We start from the raw sequence: 22768 nt of genomic DNA, 5'->3' as shown, positions 1-22768 counted from the left end.
AAAGAAACAAATAGTAGATAAAAAATTGATATTGAATTTTCGTTTTTATTGGAATCAACCCCATTGGCAATTCATAATGTTATAAATGAATATACAACATATTTACCGAATACAACTTGAATGTTATAATGCACACAAGGAGGCATTGAAAGCGCCTCGCATTTGGTGGTATCAGGCTAGGATCGAGCAGGATTCGGACTTGTCGTCGAGCCGCGGACAATGAGTTCGCTCGGGAGACCAAGGTTGCGACGTTCCTGACCGGGGTTCTGAATCAAGGAGAGCACCAGTTTGGCAGCTTCGCTACCCATCTGCTTTTCGTTCTGATTGACATACGTCAGTGGAACTTCGGACAGTTCGGACTTCTCGTAGTCATCGAAACAGACAACCGACAGATCCTGAGGAACGATGAGACCTATGTCTCGGGCGGCTTTCATGGCGAACAGGCCGATCGTTGAAGTCGTCGTTACGATGGCGGAAACATCCGGATTGTCCAAGATATACTGCTTAACTTGGTCATAGACCGGCAAACTGCTGTTCAGAATCAGGCGCAGTCGATAGTCGATGAACAGCCCGCCATCGCTCAAAGCCTGCTCGTAACCGCGCAGCCGATCCTCAATGCTCGTTGTACCGGTGATTGCGGTGCTGATGAAGCTGATCTTGGTATGACCGAGAGTTGTCAAATGCTGGGTCGCTTCATACGCGCCTGTGAAATTATCAGAGCTTACACAGTTGGCGTCTAGTCCGCGCAAATACCGATCTACGATGACAAGCGGATAATTGCCTAAGGTTAACTTCAGAATTTCATTATTAAAAGTTTCTCCCTCCACCGGGTAAATAATAATGCCTTTCATCCCGAGTTGGGTAAGTTCTTTCAGTAGTTTGATTTCTAACTCCTGCTTATCGTGAGTCAGTCGAAAGATGAGGTGATAGCCATGCGCAGCCAGTACCTGTTCGAGGCCGGTCATTAAGTTGGCGGTAAATAGATTGTCAAGACGAGGCATAAGGAAGGCTACACATGAACCCATGGTTTCCTTAGGCTCGTAAGCCAAAAATGGTGAAGAAGCGTTGTCGGCGATAAAGGAACCTTTGCCTTGAATACGGTAGATCAGGCCTTGTTCCACGATATCAGCCATCGCGTTTTTGACTGTAATGCGGCTGACGTCAAACTGTTCGGCCAGCTCATTTTCCGAGGGCAGCTTGTCACCAGGCTGCCAGATGCCTTGCTGAATTTGGTTCATAATATATGTTTTTAATTGGATGTACATTGGAATTCTTGCCGGTGTGCTGGGCATGCGTTTCATTTCTCCTTGTATTAAGTTTATAACAAATATACAACTTATTTCTGTATTCGTAAAGGAGTGCAAGTCATGGTAAACAAACACGTACATGTTGTATCACATTCACACTGGGATCGGGAATGGTATTTGCCCTTCGAGAAGCACCGGGTGCTTCTAGTGGAATTAATGGATACCCTAATCACATTATTCGAGACGGATCCCAACTTTCAAAGTTTCCATCTGGATGGTCAGACCATTGTGTTGGAAGATTATTTGCAAATCAGACCTGACAAGAAGGCTGTTATTGTACGTATGGTGCAAGAGGGGAAACTGATCATTGGCCCTTGGTACATCCTCCAGGATGAGTTCTTGACCAGCAGTGAAGCGAATATCCGAAATTTATTAATCGGTCATCAGGATGCGCGGGAATATGGCACGATATGCAAGCTGGGTTACTTCCCGGATTCCTTTGGCAATATGGGGCAAGCACCGCAGATTATACTGCAAGCTGGCATGGATACAGCTGTGTTCGGTAGAGGGGTGAAACCCGTCGGATTCAACAATGAGGTAAAAGGCGACTATGAATCCGCCTTCTCGGAAATGAAATGGCGGTCGCCGGATGGCTCGACCGTGCTCGGTATTCTATTCGCCAATTGGTATCACAATGGGATGGAAATCCCGACGGATCAAGCCGAGGCTGCCAAGTACTGGGAGCAGAAGCTAAAGGATGCAGAGCGTTATGCCTCAACACCGCATCTGCTATTTATGAATGGCTGTGATCATCAGCCGGTTCAGACGGATTTGTCGGCAGCGCTTCAGACTGCGCGTGACTTGTATCCGGACATTGCCTTTATTCATTCCAATTTTAATGATTACATTACGAGTGTAAAAGAGCATTTACCTGAAAATTTATCGGTCATTCAAGGCGAATTAAGAAGCCAACGCACGGATGGTTGGTGGACGCTTGTGAATACGGCTTCGGCCAGAGTGTATATTAAACAGCAAAATCAGCGTGTGCAAACCTACTTGGAGAAAGTAGCCGAGCCTATGGCGACCTTTGCACATTGGCTGGGGCACGCTTATCCTAATCATCTATTCACCTATGCTTGGAAAACGTTGATGCAAAACCACCCGCATGACAGCATTTGCGGCTGTAGCGTAGATGAAGTGCACCGTGAGATGATCACTCGATTTGACAAAAGCTTTCAAGTAGCCGAACAGATTGTGGCAGACAGCAAACAGGCGATCATTGGGCAAATTGATACGCAAGCAACGTATGGGACGAAAGCGATTCCGTTTACGGTATTTAATACGACCGGCTGGGAGCGTTCAGGCGTGATCAGCGTTGACGTCGACGTGAAGCGAATTGCGTTTGGCGGCGATCGCAGAGAGAGTGTGGAGGAGCTAAAGGCGCTGAGCTTGGAAGGCTACGCTGTCGTGAATGCCGATGGAAAGCAGCTTGATGCTAGGATTGAAGATCGTGGTGTGACATTTGGCTATGAGCTGCCCAAAGATAGATTCCGTCAGCCGTATATGGCACGTTCCGTACGGGTGCACTTCTTAGCTCAAGACGTTCCGGCCATGGGGTATAGCACCTACGCACTGAGCCCTGATCAGGTGGAGCATGTGTTGCCTCCTTCCGTTGTACAGGCAGATGCGCACAGAATGGAAAATGATTTCCTAGAGGTGCACATCGCGGATGACGGGACATATGACATTATTGATAAGCGCAATGGCAAGATGTTTGCCGGCTTAGGAGCTTACGAGAATGTAGGGGACATCGGAAATGAGTACATTTTCAAAGCACCTGAGGGAGACATCCCGCTTACGACTCGCGGCTTGCCTGCCCGCATCTACGTAGAAGAACAAACTTCCTATCGTACTGTTGTAGCGATCGTTCATCAGTGGGAGGTTCCTGCCAGCGCGGATGAAAGACTGAACCAAGAAATTCAGGAATTCGTGCCATTCCTTGAACGGAAAGCTCAGCGAAGCCAAGAGACAGTGACCTTAATGCTTACAACTCGTCTTACGTTAGAAAGTGGAGTTCCTCTTTTAAAAGTAAAGACAAGTTTTAATAATGAAGCCAAAGATCATCGTGTTCGCGTCCTGTTTCCGACGGATATTGTTGCAGATGTGCATTACGTTGATTCGATTTTTGAAGTGGCTGAAAGAGCGACACACCCCGCCTCTGAATGGACGAATCCGAGCAACTGTCAGCATCAGCAAGCTTTTGTTAACGTACGCAAGGATACGCATGGTCTCACGGTCTATAACCTTGGATTAAACGAATATGAAGTATTGCGCGACGACCGGGGAACCATCGCTGTGACCTTGCTGCGCGCTGTACAGGAGCTTGGCGACTGGGGAGTCTTCCCAACTCCGGAGGCGCAGTGCTTAGGCGATCACGAGTTTGAATACGGCATCATCCCGCACGGCGCAATGCTTGATGCAGAACGCTCTTTTGCGACAGCTTATCAGGCTCAAGTGCCATGGACAGCACAACAGACGCCATTGCAATCGGGTATTCTCCCAGCGAAGCATCAATTTATACGTTGGTCGGGTGAAGGGCTCGCGCTTTCTGCAGTTAAAATGAATGATACCTCCGACGCCTTCATGATGCGGTGGTTCAATATGACCAATCAGCCGGCGATACTGCATATCGAACAACTGCACGGATCGCACGGGCCACTGTTTGTGAGCAATGTTTTGGAAGAAGAAGGGGCTGCAATTGGAGCATCCCACCTGGTTTCGGTTCGACCAGCAGAAATCGTAACGATCGGAGGAAGGGAGAGAGAACAATGACAGAGATGAACCAGAGGCCTCATCCGTATTTATATTTCGATCGGGATTGGGTAGATCGGTTCCGACTACAGCTCCAGCAGAATGAAGATCTGGCAAGGGAATGGCAGAGCTATGTGGCTAGGGCTGATCTCATGTTGGGAGAATCCTTTACCGATGAGGGACAGGCGGACGGAGAGGATTCTCAGCATGGCCGCTATGGACCACCTAGCGAGCAAGTTGCCAAGATGGGGACGATCCTTGGTCTTGTGTATCAAGTAACGGGGGAGCGGCACTATGGTGAGAAGCTGCGAGAAGCGCTCCTACATTACAGTACCTATCAGAAATGGTACGGGAAAGGTCTGTTTCGAAACGATCCACCGTGGCATTCAGAGTTGAATACGTCTCGCTTTTGCCACGGATTTGCCGTGGGTTATGACTGCATTTACGATTTGCTAAGTATTGAAGAGCGCGCTACCGTTCGTCGGGGGTTGCTAGAGCTTGGTGTACGGCCTACACTGAAGGATTGGGTTTTTGCCGACACACGTATCCATACACTCGATTCCATGGGTCATAATTGGTGGGCGGTCATGATTGGACTCGCGGGTGTTGGTGTCCTCGCCGTTATGAACGAGGAAGGGGATGCGAACGCATGGCTGGATGAAATTGTCCGCATTTTTCCAGAATATTTTCTGTACAAAGGCAGTGTGTTAGGCAATAAAAGCTTGAATTACGACGAAGCTGGAGCCTTCTATGAAAGTGTGAATTATGCGGATTATGGGCTGTATGAATATCTAGTATTCCGACTGGCTTATCAAGCTTCGTTTGGGTATACGGACTTTACCGACATCCCCGTGCTGGCAACAGCGGGAGATTTTTTCCTACATACGACGTATCCGTCTTCCGAGCGGCCACTTACCGTTAATTTTGGTGACGGCCATTTCTATAAAGGAGCCGTTCAGGCAGCGAAGATGCTGTTGGCGAATGGGCTTGAAGATCCAAGGTTACGTTGGTATCTGAAAGAATGGCAGGCGGAGTATGAGTTTTATGATTTTATTCAGCATGAACGTATTAGGCAAGGGGCCTTGAACCCTCCGTCTGAAGCCGAGACATCAGTTATCTATGGAGACATCGGCTGGGCAACGATGCGCGACAGTTGGGAGAAAGATCGCACGCTGCTCGCGGTGAAGTCCGGCTTCTCTTGGAATCATGCGCATGCGGATGCGGGTTCTTTTGTTCTGTACCATAAAGGGCGGGCGCTCTTGATTGACTCCGGCAATTGCTCGTACGAAAGACCGGAATATCTGAACTACTACGTGCAGAGCGAAGCTCATAATGTGGTGCTATTTAACGGCGAGGGGCAGTTGAGGTCGGATGTGCCTCGAGGCGTGAAGGAGCCTGGACAAGTGTACCATCTGGTGGACCACGTTGGCATCCGTTATGTGTACGCGGACGCTACCGGCCCGATGTCCCAGCATTTCTCGAGGAATTTCCGTCATTTCCTCTGGGTTGACGGTGTCATTGTTATCATTGATGATGTGCGGGCACATGAGAAAGGCAACCTGCAATGGCTGATGCATTACGAAGGGGAAATCGACATCGCGGAGAATGGCTCAGTGCGAATAACGAACGGCGATGCCAGTGTCGTCGTTAAGCATCTCTTTCCGCAAGACCTGGTCATTCAGCAGAAAGAGGGCCTAGTTGATCATGCTCCGGATACAAAAGCGACATATTTGTCATTTGAAACGAGCGAATCAGTTACTGAGGCTAAATTTATTACCGCGGTGATACCGGTAGAGTTGGAGCATCCACTTCCCAAGGTGACTGCTCTGGAGGGACACGACATGATTGGTGTACGCATTCGGTCACACGGTAAGCAGACGGATGTGTACGTGAACCTTCGGGCTGATGGCCGGATCATGCATCAAAATTGCATGCGTAAATTGAATGGTTGGGAGACAGATGCCTACCTTGTTGCGGTAACCCGACCTGAAGGTACGGACGAAGACGACTGGACGAACGTCGAGCGCTGCTTTATTGGCTATGGAAGCGTTCTTCGCCATAGTGGACATACATTATTCGCTTCGATGTCCAGAGCGACAGCTTGTTTGGAGCTAAGCCCGACGGAGGTTTCTGTGGCGCTGCGTGGTCAGCCATACCTTCGCGCAGAGGTGCGGCCAGCGGTTATGCCGCAGTGCGTTACAACGGAAGGAGATGCCGTGTTGATCTCCGATGACAACGGAGTTATCGTCATTTCTCAAAAGACAACAATGCCATCAAGACGTCCTGGTTGATTGTCTGCTCTCATACTTTATCGGATCTCTTATTATGAATCGCGTCAAATCAAAGCCGCTTCGTTTTCCTATTTCATGCACGGAGATTTCCGTGGTGCAAGGGAGAGCGTTTGCGGCTTTCATTCGTCGGTCCCGCAGGTAGATTTCAACTTTTTGAACAGCCTCTTCTAATTTGGCTACTGAAGAAATAATTTTGATTACTAATGTAAACTTTTAATATTGCATTAGTGAATAAATGCGGTATACTTCAAATAGGACGAAGTGAGGATGGGGGAGTGACATTCAACGCCGATGCATATTCAAATTAAAGCCAAAACAGATGCATTCATTAAGGCAAGGGTCATGAAAGGCTATTCACAACGAGAGCTGGCAAGGCATGCTGGGCTGAGCCATGCGTACATAAGTTTACTTGAACGATCGATTAAATCAGTGGGTCCATCAACGGCTAAGCGATTAAGCGAAGTACTGGAAATGGAGTTAGAGGAGCTTTTTCAAATCAACATTGCTTGAAATTCGAAAACCGATGCCTCCGTACTTGGGGAGCATCGGTTTTGTTTTATTTAAACGTGTTTGAATTTTTTTGTTAAAATACGTCGTTTAATACAGAATACAACCGAATATATGTAATAAATACATTTTTTAGTATTTTTAGTCAAAGGAGGGGGAGATGCTTTTGATTCTGGTTGTCCATGCAGTCGGATTTCAAATCGAATAAGGAGATGTGCGAATATGAAAAAAAGCGCTTCATGGAGGAAGTTGTTATTAGCAGGAATACTTTCATTTAACTTATTCATTGGTTGGAACACAGGGCATACTGCTGCTGATGGACTAGCACCAGAGACGCTGTGGGCAAAAAAATTCAACACAGGTTTTGTACTCTCAGAAGTACAGGAAATGTCAGGGAATGGGTATGCCGTGATGGGAACTTCTGGCGAAGACAACATATATGTAGCTAATATTGATGAACAAGGAAATCAGCTGTGGTCAAAAGTATTTCAACTGCAGGCAATAAATTCATCTGGTGTTGAAAAAAAGGTAACCGTTTCTTCTATTCGCCATCTAGATGATGGGGGATATATAGTAGGAGGAACTGTCCCAGGATTTTACTTCCGCTACAATGACTATGTCATTGCCAAAACAGATGAGAACGGAGTCATTCAGTGGACACAGGTAGTTGACTCTGGTGCCTACGGTCACTTTAATATGATTCGAGAAGCAAAAGACGGCGGCTATATAAATGCTATTTTTACGGAGAGTCTAAACATAGGGTCGTTTCATACGGCAGTTCAAAAAAGGGATCGTAGTGGTAAAGAAGAGTGGACTACCGTTTTAGGTGCAGGCGGACCGGATAGTCCGCATATAGAAGCACGTACGATCGAAGAAATAGATCAGGGTGGCTATATTGTCAGTGGTACCAAAGGTAATCATGTTTCCATTTGGAAATTGAATGCTTCGGGTAAAATGGATTGGGAAAAGACATATAGCTGCAAGACAGGCTATGTAATTCAAACAACTGACGGTGGTTATGTAATTGTTGGTTCTGATTTAGAAGACGAAACTATTCTGATAAAAACCGATGCCATGGGTGAAGAGAGCTGGACGAAAACGCTTCATGGAGGACAACCGGTCTCCCTAACGAATACCAGTGATGGCGGCTATTTAATAGGACAGTCTCAACTAGTTACCAAAACCGATGCTACTGCGTCCATTCAATGGTCAAAGCCTGTTAGTGGTCTGACAAAGGCAATTTCAGTGAAGAGCGGAGGGACTTTGATCCTTTCATCCCCAGACACGCTCATGAAACTGGCCGTGTATTCGCCCCCCACACAAACAGGGCTGAAGCTCGATTCAGAAGATTATAGTCTGAGTGTCGGACAAACATTAGATACTGTTCTTACATCAGTTTATGGGGATCAACAGATCAATGTCAGCCGCTATGGTAGCTATTCAACAGCTGATCCTTCTATATTGACCGTAGATAGTTTAGGTAATATTACAGGTCATAAATATGGGCAAACGGTATTTACAGCAACGTATAAGGGACTACAAACTACGGCAAAAGTGTATGTTTACGGTAAATGAGATTGATTCTATTACTGGACTATCACAAATGAACTAATTTCTTTGCATCAATTTGAAAACAGATGCCCCCGTAAAAGGGAGCATCTGTTTTGTTTTACTTTGGATAGAGACGATTATTTTACTGTCTTGTTATAAGCACCAATTTTTTCTGTAATGCTCTTAGCAGCGTTATCCAGTGCTTCTTTTGGCGCCTTTTTGCCAGTCAGAGCCTCTTCAATAGCCGTTTCGACGATTTGACGAGCTTCTGGGAATACACCCATAACTGCACCTTGCGTAGCTGTGTTCGCTTTCGTTTTGTGCAATTGATCAATAGCCGTTTGGAATTGCGGGAATTTCGTGATGTTATCTTTGATAATCTGCTCATCATAAGCTTTTTTAGTAATTGGGAAGTAACCCGTGTTTACGTTCCACCATGCTTGTGTTTGCGGATTCGTTAGGAATTTAATGAATTCCCATGCGCCTTGTTGCTCGGCTTCCGACTTGTTGTTCAAGATGTAGAGACTCGCACCACCTACAACGACACCGCCTTCTTTGGCATCAGCTGGTTTAGGAAGCGGGCCTGTACCTACTTGGAATTTGCCTTCAGCTCCGCTGACAATACCGCGAAGAGATGCTGTGGAATCCAATGTCATGGCGATTTGGCCAGCTAAGAAAGCTTTTTTCGTGTCATCTGTTTTACGGCCAAGGTTGGCGGATGTTTTGCTGTCGACCATCTCTTTCCACCATGTGAGCGTTTTGACACCAGCTTCATTGTTAACCAAGGCTTCTGTTGCAGCAGCGGTACGGCCATTCCCGTTATTCAGGAATTCAACGCCTTGGTTCGCGAAGAATTGCTCCATGAACCAACCATAGATGGCAAAGGAAGAACCTGATTTCCCGTCTTTACTTAATGCTTTAGATGCGTTCGCAATTTCTTCGTATGTCGTTGGTGGTTTCTCAGGATCAAGACCAGCAGCTTTGAACATATCTTTGTTGTAATACAAGATTGGATTAGAAGTATTGAATGGCATGGAATTCAGTTTACCATCGACTTTGTAATAATTGAGAATGTTTTCTTCAAGCTGAGAAAGATCGAATTTATCCGCATCCACAAATTTCTGCACAGGTGTAATAGCTTTGGAATCGATCATGAAGCGGGAGCCGATTTCATAAACCTGAATGAGGGAAGGACCGCTTTTGGTATCCATCGATGCTTTCATTTTGTTAATACTCTCATCATAAGTACCTTGGAAGACTGCCTCAACTTGGACATTCTTCTGAGAGCTATTGAAATCTGCCACTAATTTATCGACGGCTTTGCCAAGCTCTCCACTCATCGAATGCCACCAAATGACTTTAACAGGTTCCGTTGGTTTTTTGACATCCGCAGCTGCTGTACTTGTAGCAGGTTTGCTTTCTGTCGTACTGCCTGAAGTAGTCGTTTCTGCTTTGCCGCATGCGCTAGTTAACAGTACCATAATTGCAGTCATAGCAAGGATGGAACTTCTTGTTTTCAATGATTTCATATTCTATTTCTCTCCCTTTTGTTTCATCTAAAATATATGGAAATCTGCTTCAGCATAGAGACTGAACAGAGTGGCCATCAAGGATGGACTAACCTTTTACAGCACCAGCTGTAAGACCTCGAACGAGTTGCTTTAAACCCAAGACAAGCAATACTAGGGACGGCAGTAAAACGATAGTTACGCCTGCCAGCACCAAATTCCATACGGTTAATTCTTCGAATTGCAGCATTGCGATGCCAATTTGCACAGTACGCATGGCTTCACTGTTCGTTATGAGCAGAGGCCAGAGATACATGTTCCAGGCATTTAAAAAGGCATAAACGGCTAGTGTTGCCAAGGCTGGACGACCAAGTGGAAGCACAATCCGGAAGAACATGCGGAAGTGACCGCATCCATCGATGCGTGCTGCTTCGAACAGCTCTTTGGGAAGCTGTAAGAAAAATTGCCGCAGAAGAAAGGTGCCGAAGGCCGTAGCTAAGAACGGAACGGTGAGACCTTGCATACTATCGAGCCAATCCCATTTTTTGATGGTTAGATAATTGGGAATAATGGTGACTTCCCACGGAATCATCATGGTGGCCATGAAAAGCGCAAAGATGAAGGCCTTGCCCTTAAAACGAATATTGGTGAAGGCATAGGCAGCCATGCTCGATGTAATGAGCTGTCCCAGCGTAATAACAATAGAGACAATAAGGCTATTGGTTACAAATTTGGCGATAGGCACAAGCTTGAAGACGGCGATCATGCTGCCTAGATAGAAGCTGCTAGGCAAGAATCGAGGCGGATAGGCGGATGCTTCCTCCGGCGTCATGAAGGCGGATGAGAACGTATAAAAAATGGGATAAAGAACAAGTGCTGCACAGATGATCAAAAGGGTGTAGACGAAGGTATTTTGTAAACGAGTCATCATTGATAGTGCACCTTCTTTTCAAATACTTTAAACTGTATGACCGTAAAAATAAGGATAATGGTGAAGAGGACAAGCGCTTGTGCACTGCCTGTTCCGAATCGAAAGTTAATAAAGGCATCCTGATATAAGGTGTAAACAAGTACATCTGTGGAGTTGACTGGACCACCTTTGGTCAGGATATGAATTTGTCCGAAGGACTGAAAAGCACCGATGATAGACACGATTGTAACGAAGAAAACCGTTGGTGAAAGTAAAGGCAAGACGATTTGGATAAAGGTGCGAATGGGACCGGATCCATCGATTTTGGCACTATCATAGATCTCATCCGGAACGCCTTGTAGGCCGCTGAGTAGGACGATGTAAGTGAAGCCGAGATTCATCCAAACCGTCATCATGGAAACGGAAAGCAGTGCCCATTTAGGGTCCGTCAGCCAAGCTACCGGTGCTAATCCGACTTGTTCAAGTAGGTAATTCAACATGCCGACACTCGGGTGAAAGAGCATCATCCAGATTACGGCGGACGTCCCTACCGACAGGACGACAGGCAGGGAGAAAATAAATTGAAAGATTCGCATGCCTTTGAGCTGATTATGCGTCAAAGCTGCAAGCATCAACGCGATCACGATCACCGTAGGAACAGTCAGCAGTGTAAAGAGGCCTGTGACGCCCAAGCTTTGATAGAATCGTTCTGAGGTGAAGATAGCCGTGAAATTATCGAATCCAACGAAGGAAGCTACTCTGCCTCGCGGATCGGTTTCGTGTAAACTGAGATAGAAGGTTTGTATCAAGGGATAGAATAAAAAGACTGCAAACAGCAGGAGTGACGGAGATAAGAAGACATAACCAAGGATTGTCTCCATCCAGTTTTGACTGAGTACTGCCTTTCGTGGATACGCTGTATGTGCCTTCGTGTTTATTTTACTTGTGTGAGGTAAATCTCTTTCCATAGCGTTCATTGCAAGCTCCTCCATGACCCTTTATTCGACAAGCACTTATGTGTATTAGATTAACCGTCGTTTATTTGACCAATGTCAAATTCATGTGAATGTTTTGTATAAATCTTGAAACCTTTACAAAATCAATAGACTTGTAGACTGGGCAAAATCAGGTGAATTCAACTATAATTTGAGCGTATTCAATAGCTTATCTTTATAGGAGAGTGAATTATGAATAACCAAAAACCGATCGTGATAGGACATCGCGGAGCAGCTGGAGAAGCCCCCGAGAACACAATAGCCTCGTTCGCATTAGCTTTCGAACAAGGGGCTGAAGGGATAGAGCTCGATGTTCAGATAACGAAAGACGGAGAGGTTGTCGTTTGTCATGATCTAACGTTGGATCGTACGACCAATGGCTCTGGACTTATTTGTGAAAAGAGCTGGGAAGAATTGAAAACGCTGGATGCTGGACTCTGGTTCTCGGAAGCTTTCACGGGGGAGAGAATCCCTCATCTGCGTCAAGTATACGAGCTTGTACCACAGGGACATCTCATCAATGTGGAGATAAAGCACGCTTACGAGGGAAAGATGGAGAAGGCGCTGTTGGCATTATTAGATGAATTGGATAGATGGGAAGATACCGTCATTTCTTCTTTCGACCACAAATTGATGCACAGGATCAAACAAGTTCAGCCTAAAGCGAAAGTGGGGCTGCTCTATGCAGCTAATTTACTAGATCATGCGGCCTATGCTGGGCAATTTGGCGTAGACGTCTATTCCTTACATCCATATCAACACAGCATCAACGAGGCGGATGTTGCCGCGGCTGCAGCTGCGGGGCTGGCGGTTTATCCGTATACAGTGAATGAGACTGCTGATTTTAAGAGATTGATTGCTGCTGGTGTCACTGGCATTATTACGGATTATCCTGCGCGACTGCGGGAGCTGCTTGGCTAACTTAGTCAGAGGTTGAGATAAAAGAACCAGTAAACTTTGCGTTTACTGGTTTTTCGTGTCTAAAGAATTTCATACCGATGCCCTCGTATTTGGAGGAGCATCGGTTTTTGTTTTGTTGGAATCACATGAAGTCACAAGCGTTTAGCTGATCGTATTACCAAAATATGACTATAATATGACTTTGCTCACCTGTTTTTATTAAGATGAAAAGCTATAATAAATCCTGTTCGAGAAAACATAGAATTGTCAATTTTCGTATATTTATTGTCAATTAATTCCAAGTATGATGAATGAGTGAGTAGTAAGAATGTAAGTATTAAAGCTGGTGACAGGGGAGAAGTGAGAATGTCCAAGTTAACTGAGTTTTCAATGAAAAATGTGGCAGCGATTTTCATCGTTATGCTGCTGTTGGTCGTAGGAGGAACGTATTCTACAACCACACTAAAGGTAGAAAGTATGCCTGACATTACATTTCCGGTTGTCATTATTAGTACTACCTATGTAGCACCTCCGAAGGATGTCCTTGATGAAATTACGAAGCCATTAGAGAAGGCTGTTGCAGGGTTGGATGGACTCAAAACCCTAAGCTCTGGATCGCAGGACAATTACTCACAGATTATCCTGGAGTTAGACCAAGATAAGAAGCCGGAAGATGTGAAGAAAGATGTGGAGAGCTTGATCTCGAATGTTAAGCTGCCTCAAGGATCTGAGAAGCCCAAAGTGTTAACAGCGGGTTTTGCTTCAGAACCAGTCTATTACTTGGCGGTATATGGTGACGTAGGAATGAACCAAACGGAGCTGGATAAAGCCTACAAAGATACGATTCTTCCCGGCTTTAATGGGCTCAAAGGAATCGACCATGTAGACTCTGTAGGCAATCAGGATGCTGTTCTTACCATTAAGCTTGATGCGCCTGCGATAAACAATTATGGTTTAACACCATCTGATGTTTCAAGCTTGATTAAAGCCTCATTGGTATCTAGCCCGGCAGGTACGGTAGATTTCAATGGAAACACGCAAATGGTTCGAGTCAAAGGTGAAATGGATACGATCTATAACTTGGATAATTTGAAAATCACAACGAAAACAGGCGATACACTGCTTCTCAAACAAATTGCCAAAGTTGAAGCGATCAGCGAGTCCAAGTTCATTGCAAGATTAGATGATTTGCCAGCGATCGGCGTATTGCTTTACAAAACGAAAGTCGCGAACGCTGTTGAATTTGCAGATAGTGCTGATAAGTTGATGACTGATTGGGGCCAAACGCTGCCTGGCGTGAAATTCCACAAAATCTACAATTCGGCCAACGATATTAAAGATTCCATCCACGGAATGGTGCAAGAAGGTGGTTTAGGTGCCATACTTGCTTCCCTAATGATTTTGCTTTTCCTACGTAATGCTCGTATGACAATCATCGTACTCGTGTCGATTCCTCTCTCAATCCTTGTAACATTACTATTTATGGGACCTCTAGGTATTTCTCTAAACATCATGACATTAGGTGGAATGGCCATTGCAGTCGGGCGAGTTGTGGATGACAGTATCGTCGTTATTGAAAATATCTATAGTCAGCTGCAAAAAGCGCAAGATCGCAATGAATCCGTTATAAAATTAGCAACGAAACAGGTTTCAAGTGCAATTACCTCTTCAACCATTACAACAGTTGGTGTATTTGGTCCTATTGGATTCGTAAGTGGGGTTGTTGGTGAAGTATTCCGTCCTTTTGCCATAACACTTGTCGTAGCTTTAATGTCATCATTACTCGTTGCTTTAACCGTAATTCCGATGCTAGCGAAGATTATGGTGCTTAAAAGCAAGAAACTTACAAGTCACGACGAGAATCACGTTGGGCCTATGGGAGTGAAATATAAGAAAGCACTTATCTGGTCGTTAAATAACCGTATCAAGACACTATTGCTAGCTGGCGTTGCCCTTGTTATCTCGATCATCATTACAGTACCTAATTTAGCGGTAGCTTTTATGCCGGATAGTGAAGCCGTCAAACAAGGTGTTATTGAGATTAAAATGCCGCGTGAAACATCCATTGAGATGATGAATGAGATGTCCAAAGAACTTGAAAAAGATTTAAAATTACACACAGACACAGCAGGCAAATCTGCATTTAAGTACATCGAATCGCTTGTTGGATATAACCAAAGCAGTGATCGCTATGCGTATCGAGCCATGATGTTCTTCGAGCTAACAGCTGAAACCAATGCGACTGAGGGTGTCAAAACTTATAAGGAAGACATGTTAAAACTGATGCCAGATGGATCAGATGTGAATATTACACTGTTTACAGGAGGACCTCCTACTGCAACAGGAGCTGACTTCTCCTATTCCCTTAAAGGGGATGACCAGCTTTATCTCAAGCAAGCCTCACAGTTGGTCAAAGATAAAATGAAAGAATTCCCTGAGCTGAATGACATTAAAGACAGTTTGAGTGATTCCAAAACGGAAGTCGAGATTGTCGTAAATCAAAACAAAGCACGATTGTATGGTCTCTCAAGTGCTCAAATTTTGCAAGCAGTCAACGCCTGGATCGCAGAAGAGAAGTTAGGTGATTTGAAATTTAATAACATCACTTACGCCACGAAGGTGATGTTGAATCCGATGTACAAAAACTCCGTGGATAAATTGGGTACTTTCTTAATCAAGACGCCTACTGGCCAAACCATACAGTTAAATGAAGTAGCTCGTGTTGAACAGATTGAGGCACCGAACAGCATTAGTCGTGAAGATCAAGAACAAATCGTGAGTGTAAGTGCCAAAATTAATGCGACGGATAAAGGCGGCGTCAGCAAGAAAATTACGGAAGAACTGGCTAAGTTAGAACTGCCTTCTGGCGTCACTCGTGAAGTAAAGGGTGTATCTGACGATATCCAAAAAAGTTTCATGCAAATGTTTATGGCCATTATTGCTTCCATCTTCATTGTTTACATGGTTATGGTTATTGCCTTTGGTAATGCTAGGGCGCCGCTTGCCATTCTGTTTTCTCTGCCGCTAGCTGCTATTGGAGGCCTCCTAGGACTACTAATAACGGGCGAATCGATTAATGTAACGTCACTCATCGGCTTTCTCATGCTGATCGGTATCGTTGTCACCAATGCGATTGTACTTGTAGACCGCGTACAGCAACTAAGAGAGCAAGATTACTCGATTCGTGATGCGCTAATTGAAGCTGGAATTACGAGATTGAGACCGATTATCATGACGGCAGGTGCAACGATACTTGCGCTGATGCCTCTAGGACTTGGATTATCCAAAGGAACGATCATTTCCAAAGGTTTGGCCGTTGTGGTTATTGGTGGTCTTACGACTTCTACGCTACTAACGCTGGTAATCGTACCTATTATGTATGAGTTCTTATTTAAGAAAAGAGAAGGCGGCTTCTTCAATAGAAAACGAAAGTTGATTTCCAATCCATCGGAACAAGCAGCATCTGCACATTAATCATCTATATCGGGGAAAAGGGGAATATGACTATGAAACGTCAGTTGTTTATGATTAAACAGAGCACCAAGATATTCGGTGTCCTCGCGCTTAGCGCGGCGATAGCCGTAGGATGTTCCGCATCACCAGCCGTAAGTCCTGCAGCAACAACAGCCACCCAGCAAGGTGAGAAAGTAGTGAAAACAGCCAAAGTCGCGAAGCAAAAGATTGGTGAACCGATTGAACAAGTGGGTGATGTCGTATCATCCGTTCAATTAGATATTATCGCCAAGTCTGGTGGCGAAATCATAGAAATCTTGAAAAAACGTGGAGATATCGTGGAGAAAGGCGACGTGCTCTTTCGATTGGATCCAACAGATGTGTTGATACAAAAGGATTTGAATGCAGTAAGTATCAAAGGAGCACAGGCTGGACTTACGGAGGCAAAACAGAAGACTTCGAACGGGATTGAAGATGCCAAAGATGGTGTTTCTAAATTGGAAACCGCCGTTGGTGATCTAGAGAAAGCCTACAACACGGCTCGCAATGAATATGATCTCGGAACTGCTACAAAATCTCAACTAGAGAAGGCGGAAACGGCGCTTAGTAATACCAAGAAAGATTTAGCAAGCGCACGTAGATCTCTGAAGACACTGCAAGAAACGAATTCGCTTGCACAAGTGGAGTCCAGTTTGGAATCGGCGCAAGTAAATGCCAAGAATATCGAGAGGTCCCTCAGCAATCTTGAAGTAAAAGCACCTGCTTCTGGTAGGCTGACGGATCTCAATGTTACGGTGGGTCAGACACTAGCACCAGGCGGTCGCGTTGGGGAAGTGCAACAGACAAACCCAGTTAAAATCAAGTCTCAACTTAGCGAAGAGTCGGCTAACCTTGTAAGAGGTAAGAGTGAATTGACTTTCTATATTCCTGGCGTAACGACGAAAGCTGGAGCCAAAGTGACCTATTTATCGGATGTGATTAATGGACAATCCAAAGCGTATGATCTGGAATTGGAAGTTCCGAACCCGGATGGCAAGCTGAAACCAGGATCTAAGGCACAAGTGGAACTAACCAAAGATGATGAACAAAACGTGCCTGTCATTCCAAGCCTTAGCATTGTTCGTGAAGGCGGAAATAACTATGTTTTTGTTGTAGATGGCGATAAGGTACAGAAACGTAAACTTGAACTCGGTCGGTTGAATGAGACGAATCAGGAAGTCATTTCTGGGGTTAAAGAAGGAGAGATTCTGGTCATTTCCGGACAACATCAACTGAAAGATCAAGACACGGTTAAAGTGAGTAACTAACCTAATATTTTAGAGGAGGAGAAATAAGTGACTATGAAGATGAAAAGATCTTTGGCTACTCTCGTTCTATCAGCTGTACTTTTATCTGCTGCATCTGTACCTGCATGGGCTGCAGATGGTCAGAACTTGGCAGCATTACCTGCAGCAAGTACGAATGTTAGCTATGCGCTTTCTAATAAAATTGAGATTGAAATAAAAAGTATGCTCAATGAGCACGAATCGGATCGGACGAAGTTAGGTACCGTCATTCGAATGAGAAATACAAGTGATAAAATCACGCGTGTACCTGACTTTGAACTACGGGTGATGATGGCAGATGGCATCGAATATACACTGCAGCCTAGTGTCAAAAATCCGAAATCCATCCAACCCAAGAGTCAGTTGGAGCTCAGTTACCTGTCGATCGTTGATCGCAGTGACGATGTTGATGTAACGAGCCTTAACTTCATAGATGTGAATATGGAAGTGTATCCGAAGGAAGAAACAACGCTGCTTACGGTCCCTGTTGATGCTGGTATGGTGTGGAACGGCAGTGACAGTACAATAACGAATTCTACCGCGATTCTGAAATGGGGAGAAGCATTTACTTTACCTTCATTGCGCTCGCCACTTAACTTCATTCCTGTAGACATTCATAAAGAAATTACAGCCAAAGGTGTTTCCACGGTTGTTCAAATTGCGGTCGTAAATTCAACTAAAGAGCGTCAGACTGTGCCAAACTTTGGAATCGATGGGAAGACAGACAATAACGTTTACTCCGGCAATCGTGCTGAAACCTCGGTCGTCCTTGATCCAGATGAGAAGAAATATATCCATATCGTCATTCCAACAGACCTGGATACGGCATTCACCAGCTTGAATGTAGTGACACCAGAGAGTTTCGCCGTTGCGACGGGGGATAGTAAGCTCCTTGAAGACACCTATCGGGTAGGTCGTGTCAATATACTTCTCCCAACAGGAGCCGCGACGCAGGGCGTCATCCCTGCCCCGGAATATACGTTAGGTACGCCAGTTAGACTAGATTCAACGAACAAATTCGTTCCGTCCAATGTCGATGTTTCTTTGGTTGAATTACATGTAACAAGTAATGAAGATGATGGTTTCAATACCGCAGTAGCCAAGTTCAAATTGACGAACAACAGTGATCGTCCAATTCCAATTCCTGCAATCCAAACGGAACTTGTTAGTATTGACGGTTATGCTTATGGAGGAAGAAGACAAGAAGCTACAGCACTAAGTGTTGTTCCTAATGCGTCCTATGTGGTTAGCTATTCCTATGCACTACCTGCCTCAGAGACGGGTGAAGGTTTGAAAATGAATCTCTACAGCCAACAATCGAATGGAGAAGTATCGTTCAAATCACTTCTTGCCACGGCAAAGGTACCTGTACAGAAGAATGATGCGACCAGTAAAATAATGAACGTGTATCCCTATGAAATTACGATCAAGGATTGGACGATTTCAGCTATTTACCAAGCCAATATGAGTTATGATTATAAGCTGAAGCTTGATTTGAGCATAAAACCAGATAAAATGGTTACGGTTGATAAGTTTAATAGTAAGCTCTCATTCGAATTATTTGATAATGTTGGAAATCCTGTTGGGAAAGCCGTAGAAGCCTTATCAGGAGAAGGGCGTTTGTACAATGGTACCAACACAATCGATTTAAATGCGAGATCCAATCAACTTGATTTCCCGATTCAGGTCAAAGTTTTTGAGATTTTCGTGAACGAATATGGTGAAACCGTTAAGCGGTTGTTGACTACTTTTAAACAATAGGTAGATGAAAAGGACCGATGCTCCCTTAATTTAAGGACATCGGTTTTGCTTTGTTTAGGTGCTGAAACTAAAAAGTTAGCGAGAAAACGAAAAATGTTGTTATAATATCGTCAAAGGTTTGGTCACTTCTAACAAAGGGGTAATGAGATGCTATCCTGGATCCGAAATGTAATCATGATTAATCGCAGCTTCAGGGTGAAACTTATTCTCAGTTTATCCATCATTATTTTATTAGCATTTTGCTTGACCGGTTATTTGACATATCGCTATAACTTGACGCTGTTTGAAGAAGAAATCAGCAAGCAGTTTTCGAGCACGAACGAAGAAGCGTTGGCGAAGTTGGATCTTAAGGTGCAAGAGGTAGTTCGTATTTCACAAACCGTTGTGTTTAATCCATCCATTGAGAAGCTGATTTCACGCATTAATTTGAATGAAAGCTCTGATGCCTTTGATCGGTATTATGATAAAAAGCAAATCGAAGATCAGGTCTATCAGCTCAAATCCGATGCACCTTATATCACCGGGATGTATTTATATGATTTGAACGGGAATCCTTCGTATTTCAGCTACACGACTTCTACGATTAATGCGCCTAATGAAAACGTTTTCAAAGTAATCCGATCCAAAATTAGCGACACCTCTGGTGATCTCGTATGGATGAGCATGCCACTCGCCTCCTCGATTGAGCCAAGCGGTTATCGAAACACGATTATTGTAGCTAGGTTTATGAAAAATAGTTCTTTGACGACTTACGGTGTACTTGTTATGGCTTTTGATGAATCCTTCTTCTCAGGATCGTTGAAGGAGCTGACGAAGGCAGGTCAGGGCCAGGTCTACTTGTTTAATAAAAATAGTGAGCTCTTATTTACGAATTCACCAGTCCCCAATGATCAACTAGAGCACCTTCAAACGATGAATCGAACACAATTAATGGAGCACCATTTGTATGTACAAGGTCAATCCGAGGTGACGAATTTTAAACTCGTCAGTGGTACATCGCTAACAGAGATACAATCAAGAAGTCGTGATTTATTTAAAATGATTGTTTACTCGGGTTTGGTGAGTATTCTTCTTGCGAGTGTGCTAATTATTCTATCCACGGGGAATTTGCTCCGTCCGCTTAAGGAGCTATTGCAAGGTCTGCGCAAGGTCAGATCCGGTGATTTCGAGACGCGTATTGAAATACGAACCCACGATGAATTAGCGTATATCGGCGAGAGCTTTAACGCCATGGCTGAGCAAGTTGGAAGACTCATTAAGGAAGTGTACATGACGCAATTAAGTGAGAAAGAGGCTGAGCTTAAGGCGCTGCAAGCGCAGTTGAATCCTCATTTTCTGCATAATATGTTCAATGAAATTTACTGGAAGCTTTATTTACAAAATGAAACCGAGACCGCCGCTTTGATCGCTGCCATATCGGAGATGCTCAAATATTCGTTGATGCCAGTGCGAACACTGACTACCGTTAAGGAAGAGTTTCAACAGATCCGCAACTATTTGAAGATACAAAAGGAACTTTTCGAAACCGATTTGGAGGCCATTATTCAAGTGGATGAGGACGTTATGGACGTTCAGGTAATGCGGTCACTCCTGCAACCTTTAGTAGAAAATGTGTTCATGCATGCGTTCCGCAATATGGTATCACATAAAGTTCTGATTATTAGAGCAAGCAGTCGTGATGGATTTCTAGAAATAGATGTGACGGATAATGGGTGTGGCATGGATGAGAAAGCGATCTCACAAATCTTAGGTGTACAGGGCACATCACTGCCTCAACGTACAGATGGACGAGAAAGTCTTGGCGTGCGAAGTGTTGTGCGAAGAATTGAGCTGGTGCATGGCGCCCCGTATCGAATGGAAATCTCAAGTGTAGTGGGAAGTGGAACTAACATGCGTCTTATTCTGCCTCATCTTACAAATAACGAAATAACGTGAAAGGAGATTACGAGATGCGAAACGGTAGAGTGTTGATTGTCGAAGATCAGATGAATTTCAGAAAAGGACTCGTTAAAATGATGCAAAGTGGAGATCTGGGCTGGCAAGTGGTCGGTGAAGCTGGCAATGGGCAGGATGCTTTGACAATGCTAGAAGAGCACGAACCAGATCTTGTTCTCACGGATATTCGCATGCCTATCATGGATGGGATTGAATTCGTTGGACATCTGCGTAAGAATTACCCGGATATGATCGTCATCATCCTGACTGGATACAAGAACTTCGAGTATGCCCAAGCCGCTGTGCGGTTAGGTGCTTTGGATATCTTGATTAAGCCATGCACGGAACAAGATGTACGCCAAATCATGAACAAAGCTTCTGAGCGGTTTTATGAGAAGTACGCGCTTCAGCAGAAACAGCACATGCAAATGCAAGTGCAGCAAGATCAAGAACTTCGTGCTGTATTGCTAGACCTCCCTTATGAAATGAGAACGTTAGCAGCCGTGAATGGTGTTCTAGCGGGCAAAGAATTGTGGTTGCTGCATCTAAATAATGACGATTTGGCGAATAAGGCAGCCAACGGTAAGCGGGATATGAGTTTATTGCAATTTGCCTTTTCAAATATCGTGGAAGAGTTAGTGAAGGAAGCAGGGCTGGAAGCGCGGCTCTTATTAGTGGAGCAGGATACATTTTTGTTAGTGACGGAATATCAGCAACTTGAAGAAAGTCTGCAAAGCAACATTACAAAGGCATCCTTTGAATATTTGAAAATTCATACAGGTCTAATTTCTATGGGAATCGCACCATCCGCAAGTGAGTTGGCAGAACGATATTTATTGACGAAAGAGGCCGTCTCGGATCCGATTCAACTCCCTACCCTTACCACGGGTGAACCGGGAACTGGTCTTCTGCTTTCACAGCATCAAGCACGGGTTAGAGAGATGGAAGTACAACTGATGTCAGCCATTCTAGTGGGTCAAGAGGATAGTCTGCAAGTGTTATTAAATCGGGTTCTAGCAGAGTTGGGTCTCACATCGCCAGAGGAGATGAGGATTGGCGCGCTGTCGCTTTCTATAGCCATGCATGGAACGATACAGAAGCAATTTGATCCGGCTGCTCAACAGGCATTAGCTAAGATTCCAAGCGAGATGCCACAGAATCATTGGACCTCGAAGGAGGTGCTGGATTGGGCAGCCGAGCAAGTGAAGTACTTCCTACTGCAATTCAATCAATGGCAAGTTGCCAAAAGTGATAATGTGGTTGAGCGAGCCATTAAATATATAGAAGAACACTACAATGAGGAGTGCCGATTGACAGATGTTGCGACGCATATCCATTTGAATCCAAGCTATTTTAGTGTTGTTTTTAAAAAGGCGACGGGGGAAAGCTTTACGCGCTTTGTTACCCGTGTACGTATGGATAAGGCAGCTTTACTCCTCCGGAATACGGATATGAAAATATTCGAAATCGCATGTGCCATTGGCTTTGATGAACCGAATTATTTCACAAATGTATTCAAACAGCAGTTTCATATGTCACCAAAGGAATACAGGAGTGGGAAGTTAACGACATAA

14 protein-coding genes are annotated in these 22768 nt (G+C 44.6%); 10 read left to right on the top strand and 4 right to left on the bottom strand.

Annotation, left to right across the window (positions count from 1 at the left end; genetic code table 11):
* Positions 1–176 precede the first annotated feature (176 nt).
* On the bottom strand, positions 177–1292 hold the full coding sequence (locus AC58QM_RS08435) for a GntR family transcriptional regulator (protein WP_497283013.1): 1116 nt from the start codon (positions 1290–1292) through the stop codon (positions 177–179).
* A 75-nt stretch (positions 1293–1367) separates the two neighbouring features.
* Here AC58QM_RS08435 and AC58QM_RS08430 point away from each other — a divergent pair, with 75 nt between their 5' ends.
* The 4 genes from AC58QM_RS08430 (at position 1368) to AC58QM_RS08415 (ending at position 8431) form a co-directional block, all read left to right on the top strand.
* Positions 1368–4079: an alpha-mannosidase gene (locus AC58QM_RS08430; RefSeq protein WP_497283012.1), complete on the top strand. Its 2712-nt coding sequence runs from the start codon at positions 1368–1370 to the stop codon at positions 4077–4079.
* Positions 4076–6349, top strand: a complete 2274-nt coding sequence (locus AC58QM_RS08425) for a heparinase II/III domain-containing protein (RefSeq protein WP_497283011.1) — start codon at positions 4076–4078, stop codon at positions 6347–6349. Before AC58QM_RS08430 ends, AC58QM_RS08425 begins: the two co-directional genes overlap by 4 nt.
* A gap of 291 nt (positions 6350–6640) precedes the next feature.
* Positions 6641–6859: a helix-turn-helix domain-containing protein gene (locus tag AC58QM_RS08420; protein WP_497283009.1), complete on the top strand. Its 219-nt coding sequence runs from the start codon at positions 6641–6643 to the stop codon at positions 6857–6859.
* Between the two features lie 219 nt (positions 6860–7078).
* On the top strand, positions 7079–8431 hold the full coding sequence (locus AC58QM_RS08415) for an Ig-like domain-containing protein (RefSeq protein WP_497283007.1): 1353 nt from the start codon (positions 7079–7081) through the stop codon (positions 8429–8431).
* Between the two features lie 113 nt (positions 8432–8544).
* Here AC58QM_RS08415 and AC58QM_RS08410 read toward each other — a convergent pair whose 3' ends face one another.
* From AC58QM_RS08410 to AC58QM_RS08400, 3 genes are all read right to left on the bottom strand, one after another.
* Positions 8545–9936, bottom strand: a complete 1392-nt coding sequence (locus tag AC58QM_RS08410; protein WP_497283006.1) for an ABC transporter substrate-binding protein — start codon at positions 9934–9936, stop codon at positions 8545–8547.
* A gap of 88 nt (positions 9937–10024) precedes the next feature.
* Positions 10025–10846: a carbohydrate ABC transporter permease gene (locus AC58QM_RS08405; RefSeq protein WP_497283005.1), complete on the bottom strand. Its 822-nt coding sequence runs from the start codon at positions 10844–10846 to the stop codon at positions 10025–10027.
* Entirely contained in the window at positions 10843–11706 is an 864-nt protein-coding gene (locus AC58QM_RS08400) for a carbohydrate ABC transporter permease (protein WP_497283619.1), read from the bottom strand. The genes AC58QM_RS08405 and AC58QM_RS08400 overlap by 4 nt, the downstream gene beginning before the upstream one ends.
* A 306-nt stretch (positions 11707–12012) precedes the next feature.
* On the opposite strand from AC58QM_RS08400, the gene AC58QM_RS08395 reads away from it, so the two are divergent.
* The 6 genes from AC58QM_RS08395 to AC58QM_RS08370 all read left to right on the top strand — a co-directional run bounded on the left by AC58QM_RS08395 (position 12013) and on the right by AC58QM_RS08370 (position 22768).
* Positions 12013–12741, top strand: coding sequence for a glycerophosphodiester phosphodiesterase (locus AC58QM_RS08395; RefSeq protein ID WP_497283003.1), 729 nt, complete (start codon positions 12013–12015; stop codon positions 12739–12741).
* 345 nt (positions 12742–13086) lie between these two features.
* Entirely contained in the window at positions 13087–16194 is a 3108-nt protein-coding gene (locus AC58QM_RS08390; protein WP_497283001.1) for an efflux RND transporter permease subunit, read from the top strand.
* A gap of 32 nt (positions 16195–16226) precedes the next feature.
* Positions 16227–17480, top strand: a complete 1254-nt coding sequence (locus tag AC58QM_RS08385; RefSeq protein WP_497282999.1) for an efflux RND transporter periplasmic adaptor subunit — start codon at positions 16227–16229, stop codon at positions 17478–17480.
* A gap of 27 nt (positions 17481–17507) precedes the next feature.
* On the top strand, positions 17508–19259 hold the full coding sequence (locus AC58QM_RS08380) for a hypothetical protein (RefSeq protein ID WP_497282997.1): 1752 nt from the start codon (positions 17508–17510) through the stop codon (positions 19257–19259).
* Between the two features lie 147 nt (positions 19260–19406).
* A complete protein-coding gene (locus AC58QM_RS08375; protein WP_497282996.1) occupies positions 19407–21194 on the top strand; it encodes a sensor histidine kinase in 1788 nt (595 codons plus the stop codon).
* 14 nt (positions 21195–21208) lie between these two features.
* Positions 21209–22768, top strand: coding sequence for a response regulator transcription factor (locus tag AC58QM_RS08370; RefSeq protein ID WP_497282994.1), 1560 nt, complete (start codon positions 21209–21211; stop codon positions 22766–22768).

The sequence above is a fragment of the Paenibacillus sp. J22P165 genome (assembly GCF_059692015.1).
This window is presented reverse-complemented; position numbering and strand designations above follow the sequence as displayed.